Below are 18,041 nucleotides of genomic sequence, written 5' to 3'. Positions count from 1 at the left end.
TTCCATTGGCGCAACGCAAATTGCGAATTTTCTTACGTTTTAGCGGAAGGCTGAAACTTTATTAGCAAGCATTGCCCGTCTTGGAAAGAGGATGGTTCGTAGCTATACCTGTATGGGTTCGAAAGCCAACGGGCAACGGTGAGGTCATGGAATGCGTTTCGAGGGATCATTCGCACAGCTGAAGGAGCGCCTGGAAATATTGGCGCAGGTTGGAACATGGAAAGAGCTTAACCCGAACCAGTATGAGTTTCGCACACATAGTGGTGGTGTGATGTCTTGGTATCCGAATACGGGTGAACTGAGTTTTCAGGGGAGGCCGGAATCGTCCCGGGAACTGGAACAATTGGTAAAAGGAGTGCTGTCACCGGCGGGTGAGACCCTGTCCGATGCCCGACCGCTCATGGAGAACCTTGCGCACGCTCCTGAAGTTATGAATATGTCCTTCCTGGATGATTCCTATGCGGATTCCGAGTTGGTTCTGGGATTTGTCGGGGCGCTGGGAACTGACCTGAAAGTGGTGTGCCAAATTATCGAAGAGCGGCTCAAGGCGTTTCGCTATACCTCACACTCCATTCGTATATCCACTGAGGTTATTGCAAAGATCGGGAGCGTTCCGGATACCCAGGATCGTGTTGAGCGTATCGACAGGTACATGCGTGAAGGTAATCGGTTAAGGGAGGCGTCTGGGGACAATTCGATATTGGCGTTGGGTGCTGCTGTCGCCATCAGCCAATTGAGATCCCAGGAAAGTCAGGCGGAGCCTGGTCGAAATGCCTATCTGATCAACTCTCTGAAAACACCGTTTGAAGTGCAGCGGTTACGTAAGATTTATGCCGGGGGCTTCTTCCTGATCGGCGTGCATGCGGACCATGAGCGTAGAAGTCGCTACCTTCTCGATGACTTAGGATTGACCAAGGAGCAGGCGGCGGATCTGATTTCACGGGATGAAAACGAAAAGGAGGCCTACGGGCAGCACACCCGTGATACCTATCATTTGTCTGACTTCTTTGTCAGCTATGACGGGAATATTGATGCCCTTAAGAATCAGGTTTGGCGGATTCTGGATCTGTTGTTCGGAAAACCCTACGTCACACCCACCTTCGATGAGTATGCGATGTTCATGGCTTTTTCTGCCTCACTTAGGTCCGCTGACCTGTCACGGCAGGTCGGTGCTGTACTGACCAAGCGCGACTGCATCATCGCAACTGGGGCTAACGATGTACCCAAGGCAGGCGGCGGCCTTTACTGGCCAGCCAGGAACGATGCACATGAAATTGTGGATGAGGAGGATGGAAGGGACTACAAACGAGGCGAGGATTCAAATGCCATGCAAAAAAAGGAAATAATAGAAAACATCATCCGTTCACTCCCCGAGCACTGTCGGGATGAAGTGGCGCCCTTGATAAAAAATAGTGGAATAAAAGATATAACCGAGTATGGCCGGGTTGTCCATGCGGAAATGGAAGCGCTGTTGTCATCTTCCCGGATGGGGGTAAGTGCGGTCGATAGCACGTTGTATTGCACCACCTACCCTTGCCATAACTGCGCAAAGCACATCATCGCCGCTGGTGTTGATCGTGTGGTGTATGTCGAGCCCTATCCAAAGAGTAAAGCGCAGAAATTTCATTCGGACTCGATTTCTCTGGAGCGGTCGCGTAAAGGGGTATTTTTTGACGCCTTCATCGGTGTTGGACCAAGAAGTTTTTTTGATCTGTTTTCCATGAATCTGGGTAGTGGCTACGCTGTCATACGTAAGACCGAGGATGGGCAGGCGGTTGACTGGAGTGAAGCAAATGCTAAATTGCGGACCCAGATGCAGCCTTGCTCATACATCGATCGCGAATATATGGCTGGGCACACTTTGTCAACGTACTTATAGGGTGACTCCGATGAGCGGAAGTAAAGAGGAATTTCTTCGCTATCTCGATGAGTGCCGCGAAAAGGTCCAGCAATGGCCGGCCTGGAAGCGAGAGGCCGTAAAGGCACCGAACCGAGAGCCAGTCGTTTTCAGGGAAGCTTCGCAGACCCGCCCTCAGTCGACGAATAGCCGCTGAATCTTCAAGAGCCATGCACGAGTGTCCTGTCTCGGAAATAAGCTGTTCACTTTTGGCGGCGTCTTGGGCGCCCGGCCTGCGTTGCCACTCCTCGCCATAGCCCTGCTATGACTCGTCGCGGCGCCTTGCCCGAACACCCAAGCCACTCGCCAAAAGAGAACGTATTTCCGAGACAGGACACTCGCATGGCTCTTCACTTTCTGGCTTTCAGCGCTCCTCGAACACCACCGCCCGCGCCGCCGTCACCAGGCAGTTGGTCAGCTCCGGCGAGGAGAACTTGGTGAGAATGGCATTGGCCCCGGCCAGCTTGGCCTTGTCACCGCTCATCGCGCTGTCCAGCGAGGTGTGCAGCAGGATGTACAGGTGCTGGAAGTCCGGGGTTTCGCGCAAGGTGCGGGTGAAGGCGAAGCCGTCCATCTCGGACATCTCGATGTCCGAGACGATGATGTTGATCTCTCTGTCGGTGCCTTGCAGCTCCAGCAGCACATTGATCGCATCCTTGGCGCTGCGCGCGGTGTGGCACTCGATGCCAAGGTTGCGCAGGGTGTGCACCGACTGCTGCAACGCGACCTGGCTGTCGTCCACCACCAGGATGTTGGCGGCGGCCAGCAGGCTTGCATCTTCTTCGCTGACTTCCCCCGGGTGCGGTTCGTGGGGCGGCGGGGCGATGCCGTGGATGACCTTCTCGATATCCAGCACCTGCACCAGGGTGTTATCGACCCGGGTGACGCCGGTAATGAACGAGCGGTTGCCCGAGCCGTAGGGTGGCGGTTTGATGTCGGTGCTCAGGCAATGGACGATGCGGCTCACCGCTTGCACGTGCAGGCCCTGGCGCGAGCGGCTGATCTCGGTGACGATCAGGCAGCCGCCGTCGGGGTCGGCCAGGGGCATTTCGCCGATGGCGCGGGACAGGTCGATCACCGACAGCGAGTTGCCACGCAGGGTGGCGACGCCTTTGACGTGCGGGTGGGACTCCGGCAGTTTGGTCAGCGGCGGGCAGGGGATGATCTCGCTGACCTTGAGCAGGTTGATTGCCATCAGTTTGCCGCTGCGCAGGGTGAACAGCAGCAGGGACAGCGAGTCCGCGCGGGCTTTTTGCGTGGCCATGGACAACCTTCGCTATGAATGAGGGGGAGGATGCCGGGTTATCGGCTTTCTGGCGCCAGGCTTTAGCTTAGTTTGCTATTGGATCTGCAGTGGGGGCGCTTTGCGACCCATTCGCCGCGGTTCGTCGCCACGACAAGCCGGCTCCCACACTGGCCGCGCTGAGCTCAGCCAAGCGCCATCCCTGTGGGAGCCGGCTTGCCGGCGAATGGGCTGCGAAGCGGCCCCGTCAGCGCAGCCCCAAGCGCTTGGCCAACCGGCTCAGGTTGGCCCGATCCAGCCCCAGCTCCCGGGCTGCGGCTGCCCAGTTGTCCTGGTGGCGATCCAGGCACGCTTCGACGATCTGCCGCTGATAATCATCCACCGCCTCACGCAGCCCCCCCTCGGGCAACGGCGCGTCAGCCGACGGTGCCTCGATTTCTGCCAGCATGCTCGGCGCCACGTTGCGCAGATCGAGGTCAGCCGCTTCCAGGGTGAGGATTTTCGGCCGCCGCCCGTGCTGTCCCAATGCCTTGAGCGCCGAGCGACCGATCAGGTGCTCCAGTTCGCGGACGTTGCCCGGCCAGCCGTACGCCAGCAAGGCGGCCTGGGCGTCAGTGGACAGCCGTAGGCTCCCCAGCCCCAGGCGCGCGCGGTTCTGTTCGAGGAAAAACCCCGCCAGCAACAGCACGTCGCGGCCTCGCTCGCGCAGGGGTGGAACTTGCAGCGGATAGACGCTCAGCCTGTGGTAGAAGTCGGCGCGGAAGTTGCCATTGCGCACCTCTTCGGCCAGGTCGCGGTTGGTCGCGGCGATCAGGCGCACATCGACCTGATGGTCGCGGTCCGAACCCAGGCGTTGCAACTGCCCGCTCTGTAATACCCGCAGCAACTTGGCCTGCACCGCCAGCGGCAGTTCGCCGACCTCGTCGAGGAACAATGTGCCGCCGTTGGCCAGCTCGAACTTGCCCCTGCGTTCGCCATGGGCGCCGGTAAAGGCGCCGCGCACATGGCCGAACAGCTCGCTCTCCACCAAGGTGTCGGGCAGGGCGGCGCAGTTGAGGCTGACCATCGGCTTGCCGGCACGCTGGCTGGCATGGTGCAGGGCCTGGGCCACCAGTTCCTTGCCGACGCCGGTCTCGCCGGTGATCAGCACGGTCAGGTCGCTACCGCCGACCAGGCGGATCTCCTCGACCAGGCGCTTGTGTGCCTTGCTTTGGCCGATCAGTTCGCGGTCCTGGCCGCTGGCCTGGCGATACACCTCGGCGCGCTGGTGTTCATCCTCGGCGCGCAGGGCCAGGTGCTCGATGCGCTCGGCCACGGTCACCGTGGCGGCGGCCAGGCTGGCGAAGGCCTGCAGGGCGTCGAGTTCGAGGCTCTGGAACTGGCCGGCGGTGAGCGCGTCGAGGGTCAGCAGGCCCCACGGGCGTTCGTCGACCATCAGCGGGCAGCCCATGCAGTCGTGCACCTCGAGATCCACATGGGCGGCGTCGACCAGGCCGTCGTAAGGGTCGGGCAGCGGGCTGTCGCTAGGGAAACGGGTGGGCTCGGGGCGGCTGAGCAGGGCCTGGAAACGCGGGTGCTCGCTGACCCGGAAGCGTCGGCCCAGGGTGTCCGCCGACAAGCCATCCACTGCCAGCGGCACCAGCCATTCGCCGTCCAGGCGCAGCAGCGCCGCAGCATCGCACGGCAGCAGACCGCGCATGGCCTGCAGCAGCCGGCGGTAGCGTTCCTGGTCGGGGAGGTCGCGGGACAAGTCGCTCACCAGGGGGAGGAGGGCAGTGAGCAGGGGCTTTGCAGTCATATGGACTCCTGTTGGTCGGAATGACTATACGCCTGAGTGTGTCCTTTTGACATCGATCAATGAAAACCCCCGGTTTTACTGACGATCAAAGTTGGCACGATTGCTGAAATGGTCTACGCAACCATTCGAAGCCACAGGCTCAGGAGTTGTCGTAATGCTCAATGCCGAACAACGTGCAATCATCAAAGCCACCGTGCCCCTGCTGGAAAGCGGTGGTGAGGCCCTGACCACCCACTTCTACAAGATGATGCTCAGCGAGTACCCCGAAGTACGCCCGCTGTTCAACCAGGCTCACCAGGCCAGCGGCGACCAGCCGCGTGCCCTGGCCAACGGCGTGCTGATGTACGCCCGGCATATCGACCAGCTCGAGCAGTTGGGCGGTCTGGTAGGCCAGATCATCAACAAGCACGTCGCCTTGCAGATTCTCCCTGAACACTACCCGATTGTCGGCAGCTGCCTGCTGCGCGCCATCGAGGAAGTGCTGGGCAAGGAGATCGCCACCGCCGAGGTGATCGCCGCCTGGGCGGCGGCCTACGGCCAGCTTGCCGACATCCTCATCGGCGCCGAGGAGAACCTGTACAAGCAGAAGGAAGAGGCCGCCGGCGGCTGGCGCGGCACCCGCGAATTCCGCCTGGTGCGCCGCGAGCAGGAAAGCCGCGAGATCGTCTCGTTCTACTTCGCTCCGGTCGATGGCAAACCGGTGCTCAAGGCCGAGCCGGGCCAGTACATCGGCCTGAAGCTGGAAATCGATGGCCAGGAGCAGCGTCGCAACTATTCGCTGTCGGCCCTGTGCGACGGTGAGCAGTACCGCATCAGCGTCAAGCGCGAGGCGGGCGGCAAGGTCTCCAACTACCTGCATGATGGCTTGATGGTCGGCGATACCCTGCAACTGTTCCCGCCTTCCGGTGATTTCACCCTGGTCGCCAGCGACAAGCCGCTGGTGCTGATCAGCGGCGGTGTGGGCATCACCCCGACCCTGGCCATGCTTGAGGCGGCCCTCGAGACCGAACGCCCGGTGCACTTCATCCATTGCGCACGCAACGGCGCGGTGCATGCCTTCCGCGACTGGATCGATGGCCTGGCGGCGCGTCACCCGCAACTCAAGCGCTTCTACTGCTACGCCGAGGAGGATGGCAGCCAGGCTGCCGACGCAGTCGGCGTGCTGGACCAGGACCTGCTGGCCGAATGGCTGCCGCGTGAGCGCGATATCGACGCCTACTTCCTCGGACCCAAGGGCTTCATGGCGGCGATCAAGCGTCAGCTCAAGGGCTTGGGTGTGCCGGAAGGGCAGAGCCGCTATGAGTTCTTCGGGCCGGCTGCGGCGCTGGAGTAAGCGATAGGCCTGGCTGGCCCCATCGCCGGCAAGCCGGCTCCCACAGGGTTCAGCGATACCTGTGGGAGCCGGCTTGCCGGCGATGGGGCCGGGACAGGCTACGAGTAATTCATCCCAATCGCTGCGGTTCGGCGTTCTGTCGGGCCGTCAGTACGCAGATGTTCCCGGCCGTGGGTAATCGAGAACGAAGCGGGCGATGACATTCGGTGCTGTCGGCCTGGCCGAGCGCCGAACCGCAGCGATTGGGCCTAACCGATCTTCTATATAAGGAAGCGGTGAACGCGGTTACACCCGCTTTCATCTTTAATCCTCCTTTAATCACTGTATCCTTCACTCCCAGGTGTCGAGGGGCCTGCTCCTGCCCGGCACCGGGCTGGCGCATTTTTCACGCGCGTCAGTGAACCGAAACCGACCCGCTCGGTCCTAGGTCATCAGTGGATAGCCGCGCACGCCCCCGCTCGATGCATTCAAAGGTCATCTCCAGCGTGTAGACTGGGCGCCCCTCGGGCAGCCCGCGCTGTCACTCTCCATCGAAGGAATCGGCAATGAACGAACTCTCATCGCGCCTGAATCGGGAACGGCGCTTTCTGGTGCTCCTCGGCGTGATCTGCCTGGCGCTGATCGGGGGCGCCCTGTACATGCAGGTGGTGCTGGGCGAGGCACCTTGCCCGCTGTGCATCCTGCAGCGCTATGCCTTGCTGTTCATCGCGATCTTCGCCTTCATCGCCGCCGCCATGCCCGGGCGCCGTAGCCTGACGTTCTTCGAGGCGCTGGTGGTGCTCAGCGCCATCGGTGGCATCGTTGCCGCCGGCAATCATGTGTATATACTCGCAAACCCGATGGTCAGCTGCGGTATCGACACCTTGCAGCCCATCGTCGACGACCTGCCGCTGGCCAAGCTCTGGCCGCTGGCGTTCCAGGTCGATGGGTTCTGTTCCACGCCCTACCCACCGATCCTTGGCCTGTCCCTCGCGCAATGGGCGCTGGTGGCGTTCGTGCTGACGGCGGTCCTGGTGCCCCTGGGCATCTATCGAAACCGTCGCCGCGCTTAGACCAAAGTCCCGAATTGACCTGGGTCTATTGCGCGGCGAGATAAGCTGCAAATGGCCACCGATGATTGATCCAGGTCAGCCACCAGCCCTTGCGCGGCAAGGGTTTCAGGGCTACTGCGCAGGGTGCGACAAACTGTCGCGAAGTTGATTTTTTGACCAGTATTGTTACGCATTCTGTAAAAGACTGTTGCTCAATAAGTCATAGTCATCGTGGGGCGACCTATCTACAATCGCCCCCAATTTCCGTTCGGCACTGCTTGCGAGTCGCAGGATTGATGGGAGCCGCAGCGCTTTCCATTTGCTGACTTCGACAAGTTTCGCCCAACGGCGATACCGGGCGGACACCCCTCCGCGTTTTCCCGCACCAAATGGACTTGGTCTGAAGCACAGGCCTGTTGCCTACGAAACCATAAGCACCGCCAACCCGCTTGACGCCAAGATCCAGCAGTCGGATCCCTGGCAGGGGCGAGTACGGGCGCCAATTGCCGCACTTGGCAGGACGAAGTGTTGGCTACCAAAACACAAATTGCATTGAAGCAAGCTGATCTAGAGGTCGTGAGATGAGTAAAAAGCGTTACCCCAGACTGTTTGGCATATTGCCCTTTTTAGGCATGCTTTTACTCAGTGGGTGCAACTGGACCCTGCTCGATCCGAAGGGCCAGGTCGGCATTGAGCAGAAGAACCTGATCCTGATCGCCACCGGCCTGATGCTGCTGGTGGTCGTGCCCGTGATCATCATGACTCTTGCGTTCGCCTGGAAGTATCGCGCGTCCAACAAGGCCGCCACCTACACCCCCGACTGGTCGCACTCGACCAAGATCGAGGCCGCGGTGTGGATCATCCCGATCCTGATCATCATCGCCCTGGGTTACTTCACCTACCACTCCACCCACAAGCTGGACCCGTACCGTCCACTGGATTCCGATGTGAAACCGGTGCAGATCGACGTGGTCGCGCTGGACTGGAAATGGCTGTTCATCTACCCGGAACAGGGCATCGCCACGGTCAACAAGATCGTCTTCCCGGCCAACACCCCGGTCAACTTCCGTGTCACCTCCGACGCCGTGATGAACTCCTTCTTCATCCCGGGCCTGGGTGGCCAGATCTACGCCATGGCTGGCATGACCACCAAACTGCACCTGATCGCCAACGAGAACGGTGAGTTCGACGGTATCTCCGCCAACTACAGCGGCGCCGGCTTCACCGGTATGAAATTCAAGGCAACCGCCACTTCGCAAGCCGACTTCGATGCATGGGTCGCTGAAGTGAAGGCTTCGCCGAAGAAACTGGACCAGGCCGAATACGACGCCTTGGCCAAAGCAAGCGAAAACAACCCAGTCGCGCTGTACAGCGAGGCTCCGGCTGACCAGTTCCAGCGCATCGTCGACAAGTACGAAGGCATGAACCGCGGTCGTCCGAACCACGAAGAAGCAGGCAGCAAAGACCTGGCCACTACCAAGGGTGTGGAATCGAGTATGCAACCAGCTGCCGGTGCAGAGGAGTAAGAGATGTTCGGTAAATTAACTCTGGAGGCGATACCGTATCACGAGCCGATAGTCATGGTGACGCTTGCCATGATCGCGCTCGGTGGTCTCGCTGTCGTTGGTGCCATCACCTATTTCCGCAAGTGGACCTACTTGTGGACCGAGTGGCTGACCACGGTCGACCACAAGAAAATCGGCGTGATGTACATCATCGTCGCTATGGTCATGCTGCTGCGCGGCTTCGCCGACGCGATCATGATGCGTACCCAGCTGGCCGCCGCCACCGGTGGCTCCGAAGGCTACCTGCCGCCTGAACACTATGACCAGATCTTCACCGCCCACGGTGTGATCATGATCATCTTCATGGCGATGCCGTTCTTCACCGGCCTGATGAACCTTGCGGTTCCTCTGCAGATCGGTGCACGTGACGTTGCCTTCCCGTTCCTGAACTCCCTGAGCTTCTACCTGCTGCTGGCAGGCGTGCTGCTGGTCAACATTTCGCTGGGTGTTGGTGAATTCGCCAAGACCGGCTGGGTTGCCTATCCGCCGCTCGCGGGTATCCAGTACAGCCCTGGGGTGGGTGTCGACTACTACATCTGGGCGCTACAGCTATCAGGCCTGGGTACGACGCTTACCGGCGTGAACTTCCTCGTCACCGTGATGAAGATGCGCGCCCCTGGCATGAAGCTGATGGACATGCCGATCTTCACCTGGACCTGCACCTGGGCCAACGTGCTGATCGTCGCTTCGTTCCCGATCCTGACCGCCGCACTCGCACTGCTGACTGTTGACCGTTATCTGGACTTCCACATTTTCACCAACGAGCTTGGTGGGAACCCGATGATGTACGTCAACCTGTTCTGGGCGTGGGGTCACCCTGAGGTCTACATCCTGATCCTGCCGGCCTTCGGCGTGTTCTCGGAAGTTACCTCGACCTTCGCAGGCAAGCGCCTGTTCGGTCACCACTCGATGATCTACGCATCGGGCGCGATCGCCATCCTCGGCTTTGCGGTCTGGCTGCACCACTTCTTCACCATGGGTGCCGGCGCCAGCGTCAACACCTTCTTCGGCCTGGCGACGATGCTGATCTCCATTCCGACCGGTGTGAAGCTGTTCAACTGGCTGTTCACCATCTACCAGGGCCGTCTGCGCTTCACCGCGCCGATCATGTGGACCCTGGGCTTCATGGTCACCTTCTCCATCGGTGGCATGACCGGCGTTCTGCTGGCTGTTCCAGGTGCTGACTTCGTTCTGCACAACAGCCTGTTCGTGATCGCCCACTTCCACAACGTGATCATCGGTGGCGCGGTATTCGGCTACATCGCCGGCTTCGCGTTCTGGTTCCCGAAAGCCTTCGGTTTCACCCTGAACGAGAAGTGGGGCAAGGCTGCCTTCTGGTTCTGGATCTCCGGCTTCTACGTAGCGTTCATGCCGCTGTACGCCCTGGGCTTCATGGGCATGACCCGTCGTCTGAACCACTCCGACAACCCGCTGTGGGAACCCTACCTGTACGTAGCCGTGGTCGGCGCCGTGCTGATCCTGTTCGGTATCGCCTGCCAGCTGATCCAGATCTACGTCTCGGTTCGCGATCGCAAGGACAACATGGACGTCACCGGCGACCCATGGGGCGGCCGTACCCTGGAATGGTCGACTTCGTCGCCACCTCCGTTCTACAACTTCGCCCACATGCCTGAGCACGTTGGCCTGGACGCCTGGCACGAAGCCAAGCAAGCCGGCGCTGCATACAAGGCTCCGGCCAAGTACGAAGCGATCCACATGCCGAGCAACACCTCCACCGGTCTGTTCATGGGTCTGTTGCTGACCGTGTTCGGCTTCGCCTTCATCTGGCACATCTGGTGGCTGGTGGGTGCGAGCCTGGTTGCGACCATCGCTGTCTTCGTTCGCCACGCCGCGCGTGACGACCAGGGCTACATGGTGCCGGCCGAAGAAGTGGCGCGCATCGAAGGCGAGCGCATGAAAGCGCTGGCCAACGCTGGTGCACTGCCTGCCGGCGGCGCACGTGTCGAATCGTTTGAACGGGTGTAATCAATGTCCAGTCAAGTAATCCACGGTGGCGCGCATGGTCATGACCATGCGCACGATGACCACCACCACGACTCGGGCCAGATGACCGTACTCGGTTTCTGGCTGTACCTGATGACCGACTGCATCCTGTTTGCGTCGCTCTTCGCCACCTACGCGGTGCTGTCCGGCGGTTTCGCCGGCGGCCCGTCGGGTCACGACATCTTCCAGCTCGACTTCGTGCTGGTCGAAACCGCGTTCCTGCTGCTGTCCTCGATCACCTTCGGCTTCGCCATGCTGAAGATGTTCGCCGGCAACAAGGCAGGTGTACTGGGCTGGTTGGCTGTGACCTTCCTGTTCGGTGCAGGCTTCATCGCGATGGAAATCTATGAGTTCCATCACCTGATCGCCGAAGGCTACGGCCCGCAGCGCAGTGGCTTCCTGTCGGCGTTCTTCGCGCTGGTCGGTACCCACGGCCTGCACGTGACTGCCGGTCTGATCTGGATGGCAATCATGATGTACCAGATCAACAAGCACGGCATCACGCCGACCGCCAAGACCCGCATGAGCTGCCTGAGCCTGTTCTGGCACTTCCTGGACGTGGTCTGGATCTGCGTGTTCACCGTCGTCTACCTGCTGGGGGTTCTGTAATGGCTAGCGCACACGACACTCATCACGAAGGCAATCACGGTAGCGTGAAGTCCTACATGATCGGCTTTGTACTGTCGATCATCCTGACCGCGATCCCGTTCGGCCTGGTGATGTACCCAAGCCTGCCGAAGAACCTGACCGTCCTGATCGTGGTGGCCATGGCCGTCATCCAGGTGGTGGTGCACCTCGTGTACTTCCTGCACATGGACCGCTCGAAAGAGCAGCGCTCCAACGTGTCGACGTTCCTGTTCACCGTTCTGGTAATTGCACTGCTGGTCGGCCTGTCGCTGTGGATCATGTTCAGCATCCACTTCGAAATGCTGGCCAAGTGAGGTAAGACTGCATGTCCGTGAAGCACTTTATCCAAATCACCAAACCGGGGATCATTTTCGGTAACGTGCTTTCCGTGGCAGGCGGTTTCTTCCTTGCCGCCAAGGGGCATGTGGATTTCGCCCTGTTCCTGGCGGTGGTGATCGGTACGTCCCTGGTGGTCGCGTCCGGATGCGTGTTCAACAACTGCATCGACCGTGACATCGACCACAAGATGGAGCGCACCAAGAACCGCGTCATGGTCCAGGGCGGCATGTCGCTGCCCCTGGCGCTGATCTACGCCACCCTGCTCGGGGTGGCGGGTTTCAGCTTGCTGTATGTCCAGGCCAACCCGCTGTCGGCGTTCTGCGCCCTGGTTGGCTTCGTGGTCTACGTCGGCTTCTACAGCCTGTGGCTCAAGCGCAAATCGGTGCACGGCACCCTGGTCGGCAGCCTGTCCGGTGCCATGCCTCCGGTGATCGGCTACTGCGCCGTGAGCAACAGCTTCGACCTGGCCGCGTTCACGCTGCTGGTGATGTTCAGCCTGTGGCAGATGCCGCACAGCTTTGCCATCGCCATCTTCCGCTTCAAGGACTACAGCGCCGCCAACATCCCGGTCCTGCCGGTGGCGCGCGGTATCCTCGCGGCGAAGAAGCAGATCGTGCTGTACGTGCTGGCCTTTGTGCTCGCCACCCTGATGCTGACCCTCGGCGGCTACGCCGGCCTGGGTTATCTCGCCGTGGCGGCCGCCATGGGCCTGTACTGGCTGTACATGGCCTGGGGCGGCTACAAGGCCGAGGACGACAGCAAGTGGGCGCGCAAGGTGTTTGGCTTCTCCATCCTCACCGTCACTGCCCTGAGCGTGATGATGGGCGTGGACAGCCAGACCGCGGCCGACGTGCTGATGACCTACGCACGCTGAAACACCGCTGCTGCACAAGACGCCCCGGCTTGCCGGGGCGTTTTTTTTTGTCTCGGAAAATTCATTCGAAGGGCAGTTGACAGCGCCATGTCCTTTGCCGGATGTTATGCGCCGCAGGTCAGGATGACCTGTAGGCCAAGGTAGGCCACGATCCATTCGGATCGATCCACATGACAAGGACTGTTCCATGACCGAATCGAGCTTCGCTCCTTCGGCGTGCGCGGCTTCGCTGCGCCAACGCCATGCCTGCGCCAACACCGATACCGCGTTGGCCATCCTCGAATGCCTGTTTCGTCGGCGCAGCCTGGCCCCCGGGCAGGATGACGCGCTGGGCGATGCCGTGCTCGCCCCGCACCTGCCCAAGGTGCTGCAGGCCGTCGAGCGCGGCCTGCCTGTGGAGATGGTCCTCCCGGCCTTCCCCGGCAAGTCGCCCAACCGCCAGAAGACCCTCGGCCCGCTCCCCGACCTGGCAGAGCACCATGCCATCGACGAGCTGAATCGCCTGGCTGAGGAAATCCGCGCATTGCATGCCCCCGGTGCGGTCATTCACATCTGCTCGGACGGCTATGTCTTCGCCGACCTGGTGCGGGTGCCCGATGCCCATGTCCAGGCCTACACCGACGATATCCAGCGCTATGCCGGCCAGCACTATCCCGGCCGTTTCACCTTGTTCGACCTCAAGGATGCCTATCCGCAACTGGGCTGCCTGGACTCCATGCGCGAAGAGCTGATGATCGAGCATGGCCAGTCGCTGCGCGCCCTGCAGCAGCGCTTCGAGGACGAGGAGCACATGCGCTTGATGTACTGCGGCATCCATCGTTTCCTCGCCGAGGACTACGCCGGGCTGGTGGAGTTCGAAGGCATGAGCATGAACGCGGTGAAGAAGGCGGCCAAGCCCGCCTCCCAGCGGGTGATCCAGCGTAGTGAGGCCTGGAGTGCGTTGCTGCAAGCGCGCTATCCGCATTGCCTGCGCCTGTCGATTCACCCGCAGTTGGCGGTATCGAGCAAGATCGGCATCCGCCTGGTGCCGACCAGCGACCTGTGGCGCACCCCCTGGCATTCGGTGGCGATCAAGCGCCGTGGCGTGGTGACCCTCGACCGACGCAGCAATGTCGATGAGCGTTACAGCCGGCTGGTATTCCGCCGTGGCCGGCCTTGCCACTACGCCAGCGCACAGTGAGGGTGGCGCCAATGGACATACGCGCGGTTCTGTTCGACCTGGACGGCACCTTGGTCGATACCCTGCCTGATATTGCCTGGTGCCTGAATCATGTGCTGACTCTGCACGGGCTGCGCGCGCTGCAGCCGGATGAGGTGCGCGGCATGATCGGTGGCGGTGTGTCGGCGATGCTCGAGCGGGCCGCGGTCGGCCTCGACGCCGAGCAACGCCAACGCCTGCATGACGACTACAGCAGCTGTTATCACGACAACCTGGTCCAGCGTTCCCGAGCGTTCCCCGGTTGTGTCGACCTGATCGAGACGATTGCCGGCAAAGGGTTGCCCATGGCCGTCGTCACCAACAAAGCCCACCCGCTCGCCGAGCGTGTCGTGCAAGGGCTGCTGCCCGCGCAGCGATTTGGCGCGGTGCTGGGCCATCGTCCCGGCGAGCGGCTCAAGCCGGCACCGGACATCGCGCTGCGGGCCGCTAAACGGCTGGGCATCGACCCAGGCCACTGCCTGTTCGTCGGCGATACCCCCATCGACCTGTTGACCGCCAAGGCCGCCGGCATGCCCGCTGCCGCCGTCGGTTGGGGCTACGGGGTGTGGCAAGCCTTGCTCGAGCAGCGGCCGCAGTTCCATTGCCAACAGCCCTTGCACTTGCTCCGGGCCCTGGGCCCGGAGCAAGTGCGCCACCGTGCAAGCCAATCCGCAACGCCAATCGGTTCGCTGTAGCCGTTCTCAAGGAAGACACGACATGCAAGACAAAGACAGCTGGATGGAAGCCGTCGGCCAGGTGCTGGACGGTTACCTGCTCAAGGCGCAAGGCGACCGCTTCGACCAAGCGGGCAGGGCGCACCTGGCCCGCGACCTGGCGCGCTGCTTCGACAGCTGCGAGCCGCTGCGCATGGTGTTGCCGGGTTTCCCGTGCAAGTCGCCGAATGATCACGACAAGACCTTTGGCGTGCTGCCCGATCATGGCGAGGTGATCGCCATCGAGCGCCTCGACCGCCTCGCCCAGCAACTCGCCGAGCTCCACGCCCCTGGCTGCGAGATCGCAATCCTCAGCGACGGCACCACCTTCAACGATATCGTCGGCGTGCCGGACGACGTGCGCCGCGCCTACAACCAGGCGCTGCGCACCCTGTGCACGACCCATTGCATCCGCTGGGTGAGCATGGAAGACCTGTTCCCCCAGGCCAGCAGTGCCGAGGCCCTGCGCGCCACTCTGATCAAGCAGGCCCGCCTGCCGTGGAAGAACGTCGAAGCGCTGATCGAGCAGTGCCAGCACGACGAGGCCCTGGGCCGGACCCACGACAAGTTGTGCAGCCACCTCTACAACGACCTGCGCCTATGCCGCCAGGCCGGGCAGGACGAAGACGAGCACCTGCGCCAGATCAGCTACAAGGCCTACCAGATGATGCTGCGCGGCCAGGCCTTGAATGCGGCGGTCGAGCGGTTTTTCCCCGGCCACGTGCGCCTGTCGGTGCACCAGTACGACAATGCGGGCCCCAAGTTCACCGTAGCCTTGGCCGAGGGGCTCGATCATGTGGCTAGCCCGTGGCATGCAGTGCCGGTGCGCCAGCTGGACGGTCGCCAGACCTTGCGAGGCCGCGCGCAGATCGACCCCGCGCGGCATGTACTGGTGACCTGGCAGGGGCAGCCGTGGCTGTTCCACGAAACAGCGGGCGAGGCGCTTGAGGGCTTCAGCTTCACATTGCAGAAGCTCCCCCTGTTCGGTTTGCTGGTCAGCGACCCGCTGGGGCTGGGTTTCCAGCGACTGTCCACCCAGACCTTGCAGGCCCTGGTGCGCAGTTTCGGTTTTGTCTGCCTCAGAGGCTGTGAATTCACCGACCAGGAGGCATTCGCCGCCGACTGCGAGCGTTTCGGCACCATCTACCGTTGGTCCTTTGGTGAGGTACATGTGGTCAAGCCGGCCGACCAGCCCCAAGGCGTGGTGCATTCACTGGAGAAGACGCCCTTGCACTGGGACCTCAACATGCTGCCCGACAGCGATCCGCTGGTGCAGCGCGATCCCAAGTTCTGCGCCCACACCTTCATGCTGTATTGCAAGACGCCGCCACAGCCGGGGGAAGGGCAGACCACCGTCGTCGACAGCCGCAACGCCTTGCGCAAGGTGGGCCTGCGCACCGCCCGCCAGTGGCAGGGCATCGATTTGACCTACTACACGCGCATGACCTATTTCGGCGGTTCGCCGCGCAGCTACTCGCTGGTCGACCTCGATCCGCGCAGTGGCGAGCCGGTACTGCGCTATCAGGAGGGCTGCCAGTCGTCGTTGCAGACCCTCGAGCAGAAGGTGCAGGGGCATGATGAAGCCTTCCAGCAAGCATTGATCAGCCAGCTCGACGAACTGGTCTACGACCCCGAATGCCTGATTGCCCATGAGTGGCAGGCGGGTGATCTGGTGCTGATCGACAACTACCAGACCTTGCATGGGCGGCTGCCGATGAGCGCGGCCTCGGCCGCGCGCGAACTATGGCGGGTGCAGGTCTACTGAGCCCTTTGACGGCGATGCTTGCCGGTGTTACGGCAAGCATCGCCTGCTAGAGGGTGGTTCTGTAATTACGATTTTTTCAAAGAAAGCGTCTGAAAAAATCTAATAAAACAGGAAATTATCCTTTACGAAGTGATCGTGGCGGGATTATGTTGTTTGTCGGCCGCCGCAGCGGCCAGCGTCGCTCGGACGGTTCCGGGCGCTTACGTCTCTTGAGGAACACATGGCCAACCCAGGTTCGCCGCGCCGCTTTGCGCGCATCGATCGTCTCCCCCCTTACGTGTTCAACATTACTGCCGAGCTCAAGATGGCCGCCCGCCGCCGTGGCGAGGACATCATCGACCTGAGCATGGGCAACCCCGATGGCGCCACCCCGCCGCACATCGTCGAGAAGCTGGTGCAGGTTGCCCAGCGCGAAGATACTCATGGCTATTCCACCTCCCGTGGTATCCCGCGACTGCGCCGCGCCATCTCCAACTGGTACAAGGAACGCTACGAGGTCGACATCGATCCGGAGAGCGAAGCCATTGTCACCATCGGCTCGAAGGAAGGCCTGGCGCACCTGATGCTCGGCACCCTAGACCACGGCGACACGGTCCTGGTGCCCAACCCCAGCTACCCGATCCACATCTACGGTGCGGTGATCGCCGGCGCCCAGGTACGCTCGGTGCCGCTGGTGCCTGGCGTGGACTTCTTCAACGAGCTGGAGCGGGCGATCCGCGAGTCGATCCCCAAGCCGAAGATGATGATCCTCGGCTTCCCTTCCAACCCCACCGCGCAGTGCGTGGAGCTGGACTTCTTCGAGCGCGTGGTGGCCCTGGCCAAGCAGTACGATGTGCTGGTGGTGCACGACCTGGCCTACGCCGACATCGTCTACGACGGCTGGAAGGCGCCGTCGATCATGCAGGTGCCGGGGGCCAAGGACATCGCGGTGGAGTTCTTCACCCTGTCCAAGAGCTACAACATGGCCGGCTGGCGGATCGGCTTCATGGTCGGCAACCCGGAGCTGGTCAGCGCCCTGGCGCGGATCAAGAGCTACCACGACTACGGCACCTTCACCCCGCTGCAGGTGGCTGCCATCGCCGCCCTGGAAGGCGACCAGCAATGCGTGCGCGATATCGCCGAGCAGTACCGCCAGCGCCGCAACCTGCTGGTCAAGGGGCTGCACGAGTTGGGCTGGATGGTCGAGAACCCCAAGGCGTCGATGTACGTGTGGGCGAAGATCCCTGAGCAGTACGCTCACCTGGGTTCGCTGGAGTTCGCGAAGAAGCTGCTGGCCGAGGCCAAGGTCTGTGTGTCGCCGGGGATCGGCTTTGGTGACTACGGCGATGATCATGTGCGCTTTGCCCTGATCGAGAACCAGGACCGTATCCGCCAGGCTATTCGCGGGATCCGCCAGATGTTCCGCGCCGATGGTTTGACCAGCAAGTAAACAGGTCCGACCTCATCGCCGGCAAGCCGGCTCCCACAGGATGGCACCGGACCTTGTGGGAGCCGGCTTGCCGGCGATGGGCCGATACAGGCGATATCGATCACGACTTTCAGATCGCCGATCAGCGGCGATCTTTTTTTCATTCCCCCTCTTCTCAGCCGCCCGCGCCTGGATTACAAATAGCGCCGCGGGCGCCCGCCCCGATAAAAACAACCTCCCTCCCTG

14 protein-coding genes are annotated in these 18,041 nt (G+C 61.6%); 12 read left to right on the top strand and 2 right to left on the bottom strand.

Annotated elements, in window-relative coordinates:
• Nucleotides 1–151: 151 nt before the first annotated feature.
• A complete protein-coding gene (locus LOY42_RS22090) occupies nt 152–1,879 on the top strand; it encodes an anti-phage dCTP deaminase (protein WP_139668716.1) in 1,728 nt (575 codons plus the stop codon).
• Between the two features lie 382 nt (nt 1,880–2,261).
• Here LOY42_RS22090 and LOY42_RS22085 read toward each other — a convergent pair whose 3' ends face one another.
• Together LOY42_RS22085 and norR are read right to left on the bottom strand one after the other, a co-directional pair.
• Complete coding sequence (locus tag LOY42_RS22085) at nt 2,262–3,161, bottom strand: chemotaxis protein (protein ID WP_102682490.1); 900 nt, start codon at nt 3,159–3,161, stop codon at nt 2,262–2,264.
• Between the two features lie 226 nt (nt 3,162–3,387).
• The gene (gene norR, locus LOY42_RS22080; protein WP_139668718.1) at nt 3,388–4,938 is read right to left on the bottom strand and encodes a nitric oxide reductase transcriptional regulator NorR; all 1,551 of its coding nucleotides are present in this window, start codon (nt 4,936–4,938) and stop codon (nt 3,388–3,390) included.
• Between the two features lie 154 nt (nt 4,939–5,092).
• On the opposite strand from norR, the gene hmpA reads away from it, so the two are divergent.
• The 11 genes from hmpA (at nt 5,093) to alaC (ending at nt 17,816) form a co-directional block, all read left to right on the top strand.
• A complete protein-coding gene (hmpA, locus tag LOY42_RS22075; RefSeq protein WP_258599242.1) occupies nt 5,093–6,271 on the top strand; it encodes an NO-inducible flavohemoprotein in 1,179 nt (392 codons plus the stop codon).
• Between the two features lie 545 nt (nt 6,272–6,816).
• Nucleotides 6,817–7,323 (top strand): disulfide bond formation protein B, encoded by a 507-nt coding sequence (locus LOY42_RS22070; protein ID WP_023629873.1) that lies wholly within the window; start codon nt 6,817–6,819, stop codon nt 7,321–7,323.
• 560 nt (nt 7,324–7,883) lie between these two features.
• Complete coding sequence (gene cyoA / locus LOY42_RS22065; RefSeq protein ID WP_102682486.1) at nt 7,884–8,828, top strand: ubiquinol oxidase subunit II; 945 nt, start codon at nt 7,884–7,886, stop codon at nt 8,826–8,828.
• 3 nt (nt 8,829–8,831) lie between these two features.
• Entirely contained in the window at nt 8,832–10,853 is a 2,022-nt protein-coding gene (cyoB, locus tag LOY42_RS22060) for a cytochrome o ubiquinol oxidase subunit I (RefSeq protein WP_102682485.1), read from the top strand.
• Nucleotides 10,854–10,856: 3 nt separating this feature from the next.
• On the top strand, nt 10,857–11,480 hold the full coding sequence (locus tag LOY42_RS22055) for a cytochrome o ubiquinol oxidase subunit III (RefSeq protein ID WP_023629875.1): 624 nt from the start codon (nt 10,857–10,859) through the stop codon (nt 11,478–11,480).
• Nucleotides 11,480–11,812, top strand: a complete 333-nt coding sequence (gene cyoD / locus LOY42_RS22050; protein WP_023629876.1) for a cytochrome o ubiquinol oxidase subunit IV — start codon at nt 11,480–11,482, stop codon at nt 11,810–11,812. The genes LOY42_RS22055 and cyoD overlap by 1 nt, the downstream gene beginning before the upstream one ends.
• An 11-nt stretch (nt 11,813–11,823) precedes the next feature.
• Complete coding sequence (cyoE, locus tag LOY42_RS22045) at nt 11,824–12,711, top strand: heme o synthase (RefSeq protein ID WP_023629877.1); 888 nt, start codon at nt 11,824–11,826, stop codon at nt 12,709–12,711.
• A 187-nt stretch (nt 12,712–12,898) separates the two neighbouring features.
• Complete coding sequence (locus tag LOY42_RS22040) at nt 12,899–13,891, top strand: isocyanide synthase family protein (protein WP_139668722.1); 993 nt, start codon at nt 12,899–12,901, stop codon at nt 13,889–13,891.
• Nucleotides 13,892–13,902: 11 nt separating this feature from the next.
• Nucleotides 13,903–14,604: an HAD family hydrolase gene (locus LOY42_RS22035; RefSeq protein ID WP_139668724.1), complete on the top strand. Its 702-nt coding sequence runs from the start codon at nt 13,903–13,905 to the stop codon at nt 14,602–14,604.
• A 22-nt stretch (nt 14,605–14,626) separates the two neighbouring features.
• Nucleotides 14,627–16,387, top strand: coding sequence for an L-tyrosine/L-tryptophan isonitrile synthase family protein (locus LOY42_RS22030; RefSeq protein WP_258599236.1), 1,761 nt, complete (start codon nt 14,627–14,629; stop codon nt 16,385–16,387).
• Between the two features lie 220 nt (nt 16,388–16,607).
• Nucleotides 16,608–17,816, top strand: a complete 1,209-nt coding sequence (gene alaC, locus LOY42_RS22025; RefSeq protein ID WP_110700547.1) for an alanine transaminase — start codon at nt 16,608–16,610, stop codon at nt 17,814–17,816.
• Nucleotides 17,817–18,041: the final 225 nt, after the last annotated feature.

The organism is Pseudomonas sp. B21-023 (assembly GCF_024749165.1).
Lineage (GTDB): Bacteria > Pseudomonadota > Gammaproteobacteria > Pseudomonadales > Pseudomonadaceae > Aquipseudomonas.
The sequence above is the reverse complement of the archived record's forward strand: the minus strand, read 5'-3'. Positions and strand labels throughout refer to the sequence as shown.

Excerpts from the sequence above, each read along its gene's own strand:
- cyoA (WP_102682486.1), top strand. The coding sequence starts at position 7,884 with ATGAGTAAAAAGCGTTACCCCAGACTGTTTGGCATATTGCCCTTTTTA.
- cyoD (WP_023629876.1), top strand. The coding sequence starts at position 11,480 with ATGGCTAGCGCACACGACACTCATCACGAAGGCAATCACGGTAGCGTG.
- cyoE (WP_023629877.1), top strand. The coding sequence starts at position 11,824 with ATGTCCGTGAAGCACTTTATCCAAATCACCAAACCGGGGATCATTTTC.
- norR (WP_139668718.1), bottom strand. The coding sequence starts at position 4,938 with ATGACTGCAAAGCCCCTGCTCACTGCCCTCCTCCCCCTGGTGAGCGAC.
- LOY42_RS22090 (WP_139668716.1), top strand. The coding sequence starts at position 152 with ATGCGTTTCGAGGGATCATTCGCACAGCTGAAGGAGCGCCTGGAAATA.
- hmpA (WP_258599242.1), top strand. The coding sequence starts at position 5,093 with ATGCTCAATGCCGAACAACGTGCAATCATCAAAGCCACCGTGCCCCTG.
- LOY42_RS22040 (WP_139668722.1), top strand. The coding sequence starts at position 12,899 with ATGACCGAATCGAGCTTCGCTCCTTCGGCGTGCGCGGCTTCGCTGCGC.
- LOY42_RS22055 (WP_023629875.1), top strand. The coding sequence starts at position 10,857 with ATGTCCAGTCAAGTAATCCACGGTGGCGCGCATGGTCATGACCATGCG.
- alaC (WP_110700547.1), top strand. The coding sequence starts at position 16,608 with ATGGCCAACCCAGGTTCGCCGCGCCGCTTTGCGCGCATCGATCGTCTC.
- LOY42_RS22070 (WP_023629873.1), top strand. The coding sequence starts at position 6,817 with ATGAACGAACTCTCATCGCGCCTGAATCGGGAACGGCGCTTTCTGGTG.
- cyoB (WP_102682485.1), top strand. The coding sequence starts at position 8,832 with ATGTTCGGTAAATTAACTCTGGAGGCGATACCGTATCACGAGCCGATA.
- LOY42_RS22085 (WP_102682490.1), bottom strand. The coding sequence starts at position 3,161 with ATGGCCACGCAAAAAGCCCGCGCGGACTCGCTGTCCCTGCTGCTGTTC.
- LOY42_RS22035 (WP_139668724.1), top strand. The coding sequence starts at position 13,903 with ATGGACATACGCGCGGTTCTGTTCGACCTGGACGGCACCTTGGTCGAT.
- LOY42_RS22030 (WP_258599236.1), top strand. The coding sequence starts at position 14,627 with ATGCAAGACAAAGACAGCTGGATGGAAGCCGTCGGCCAGGTGCTGGAC.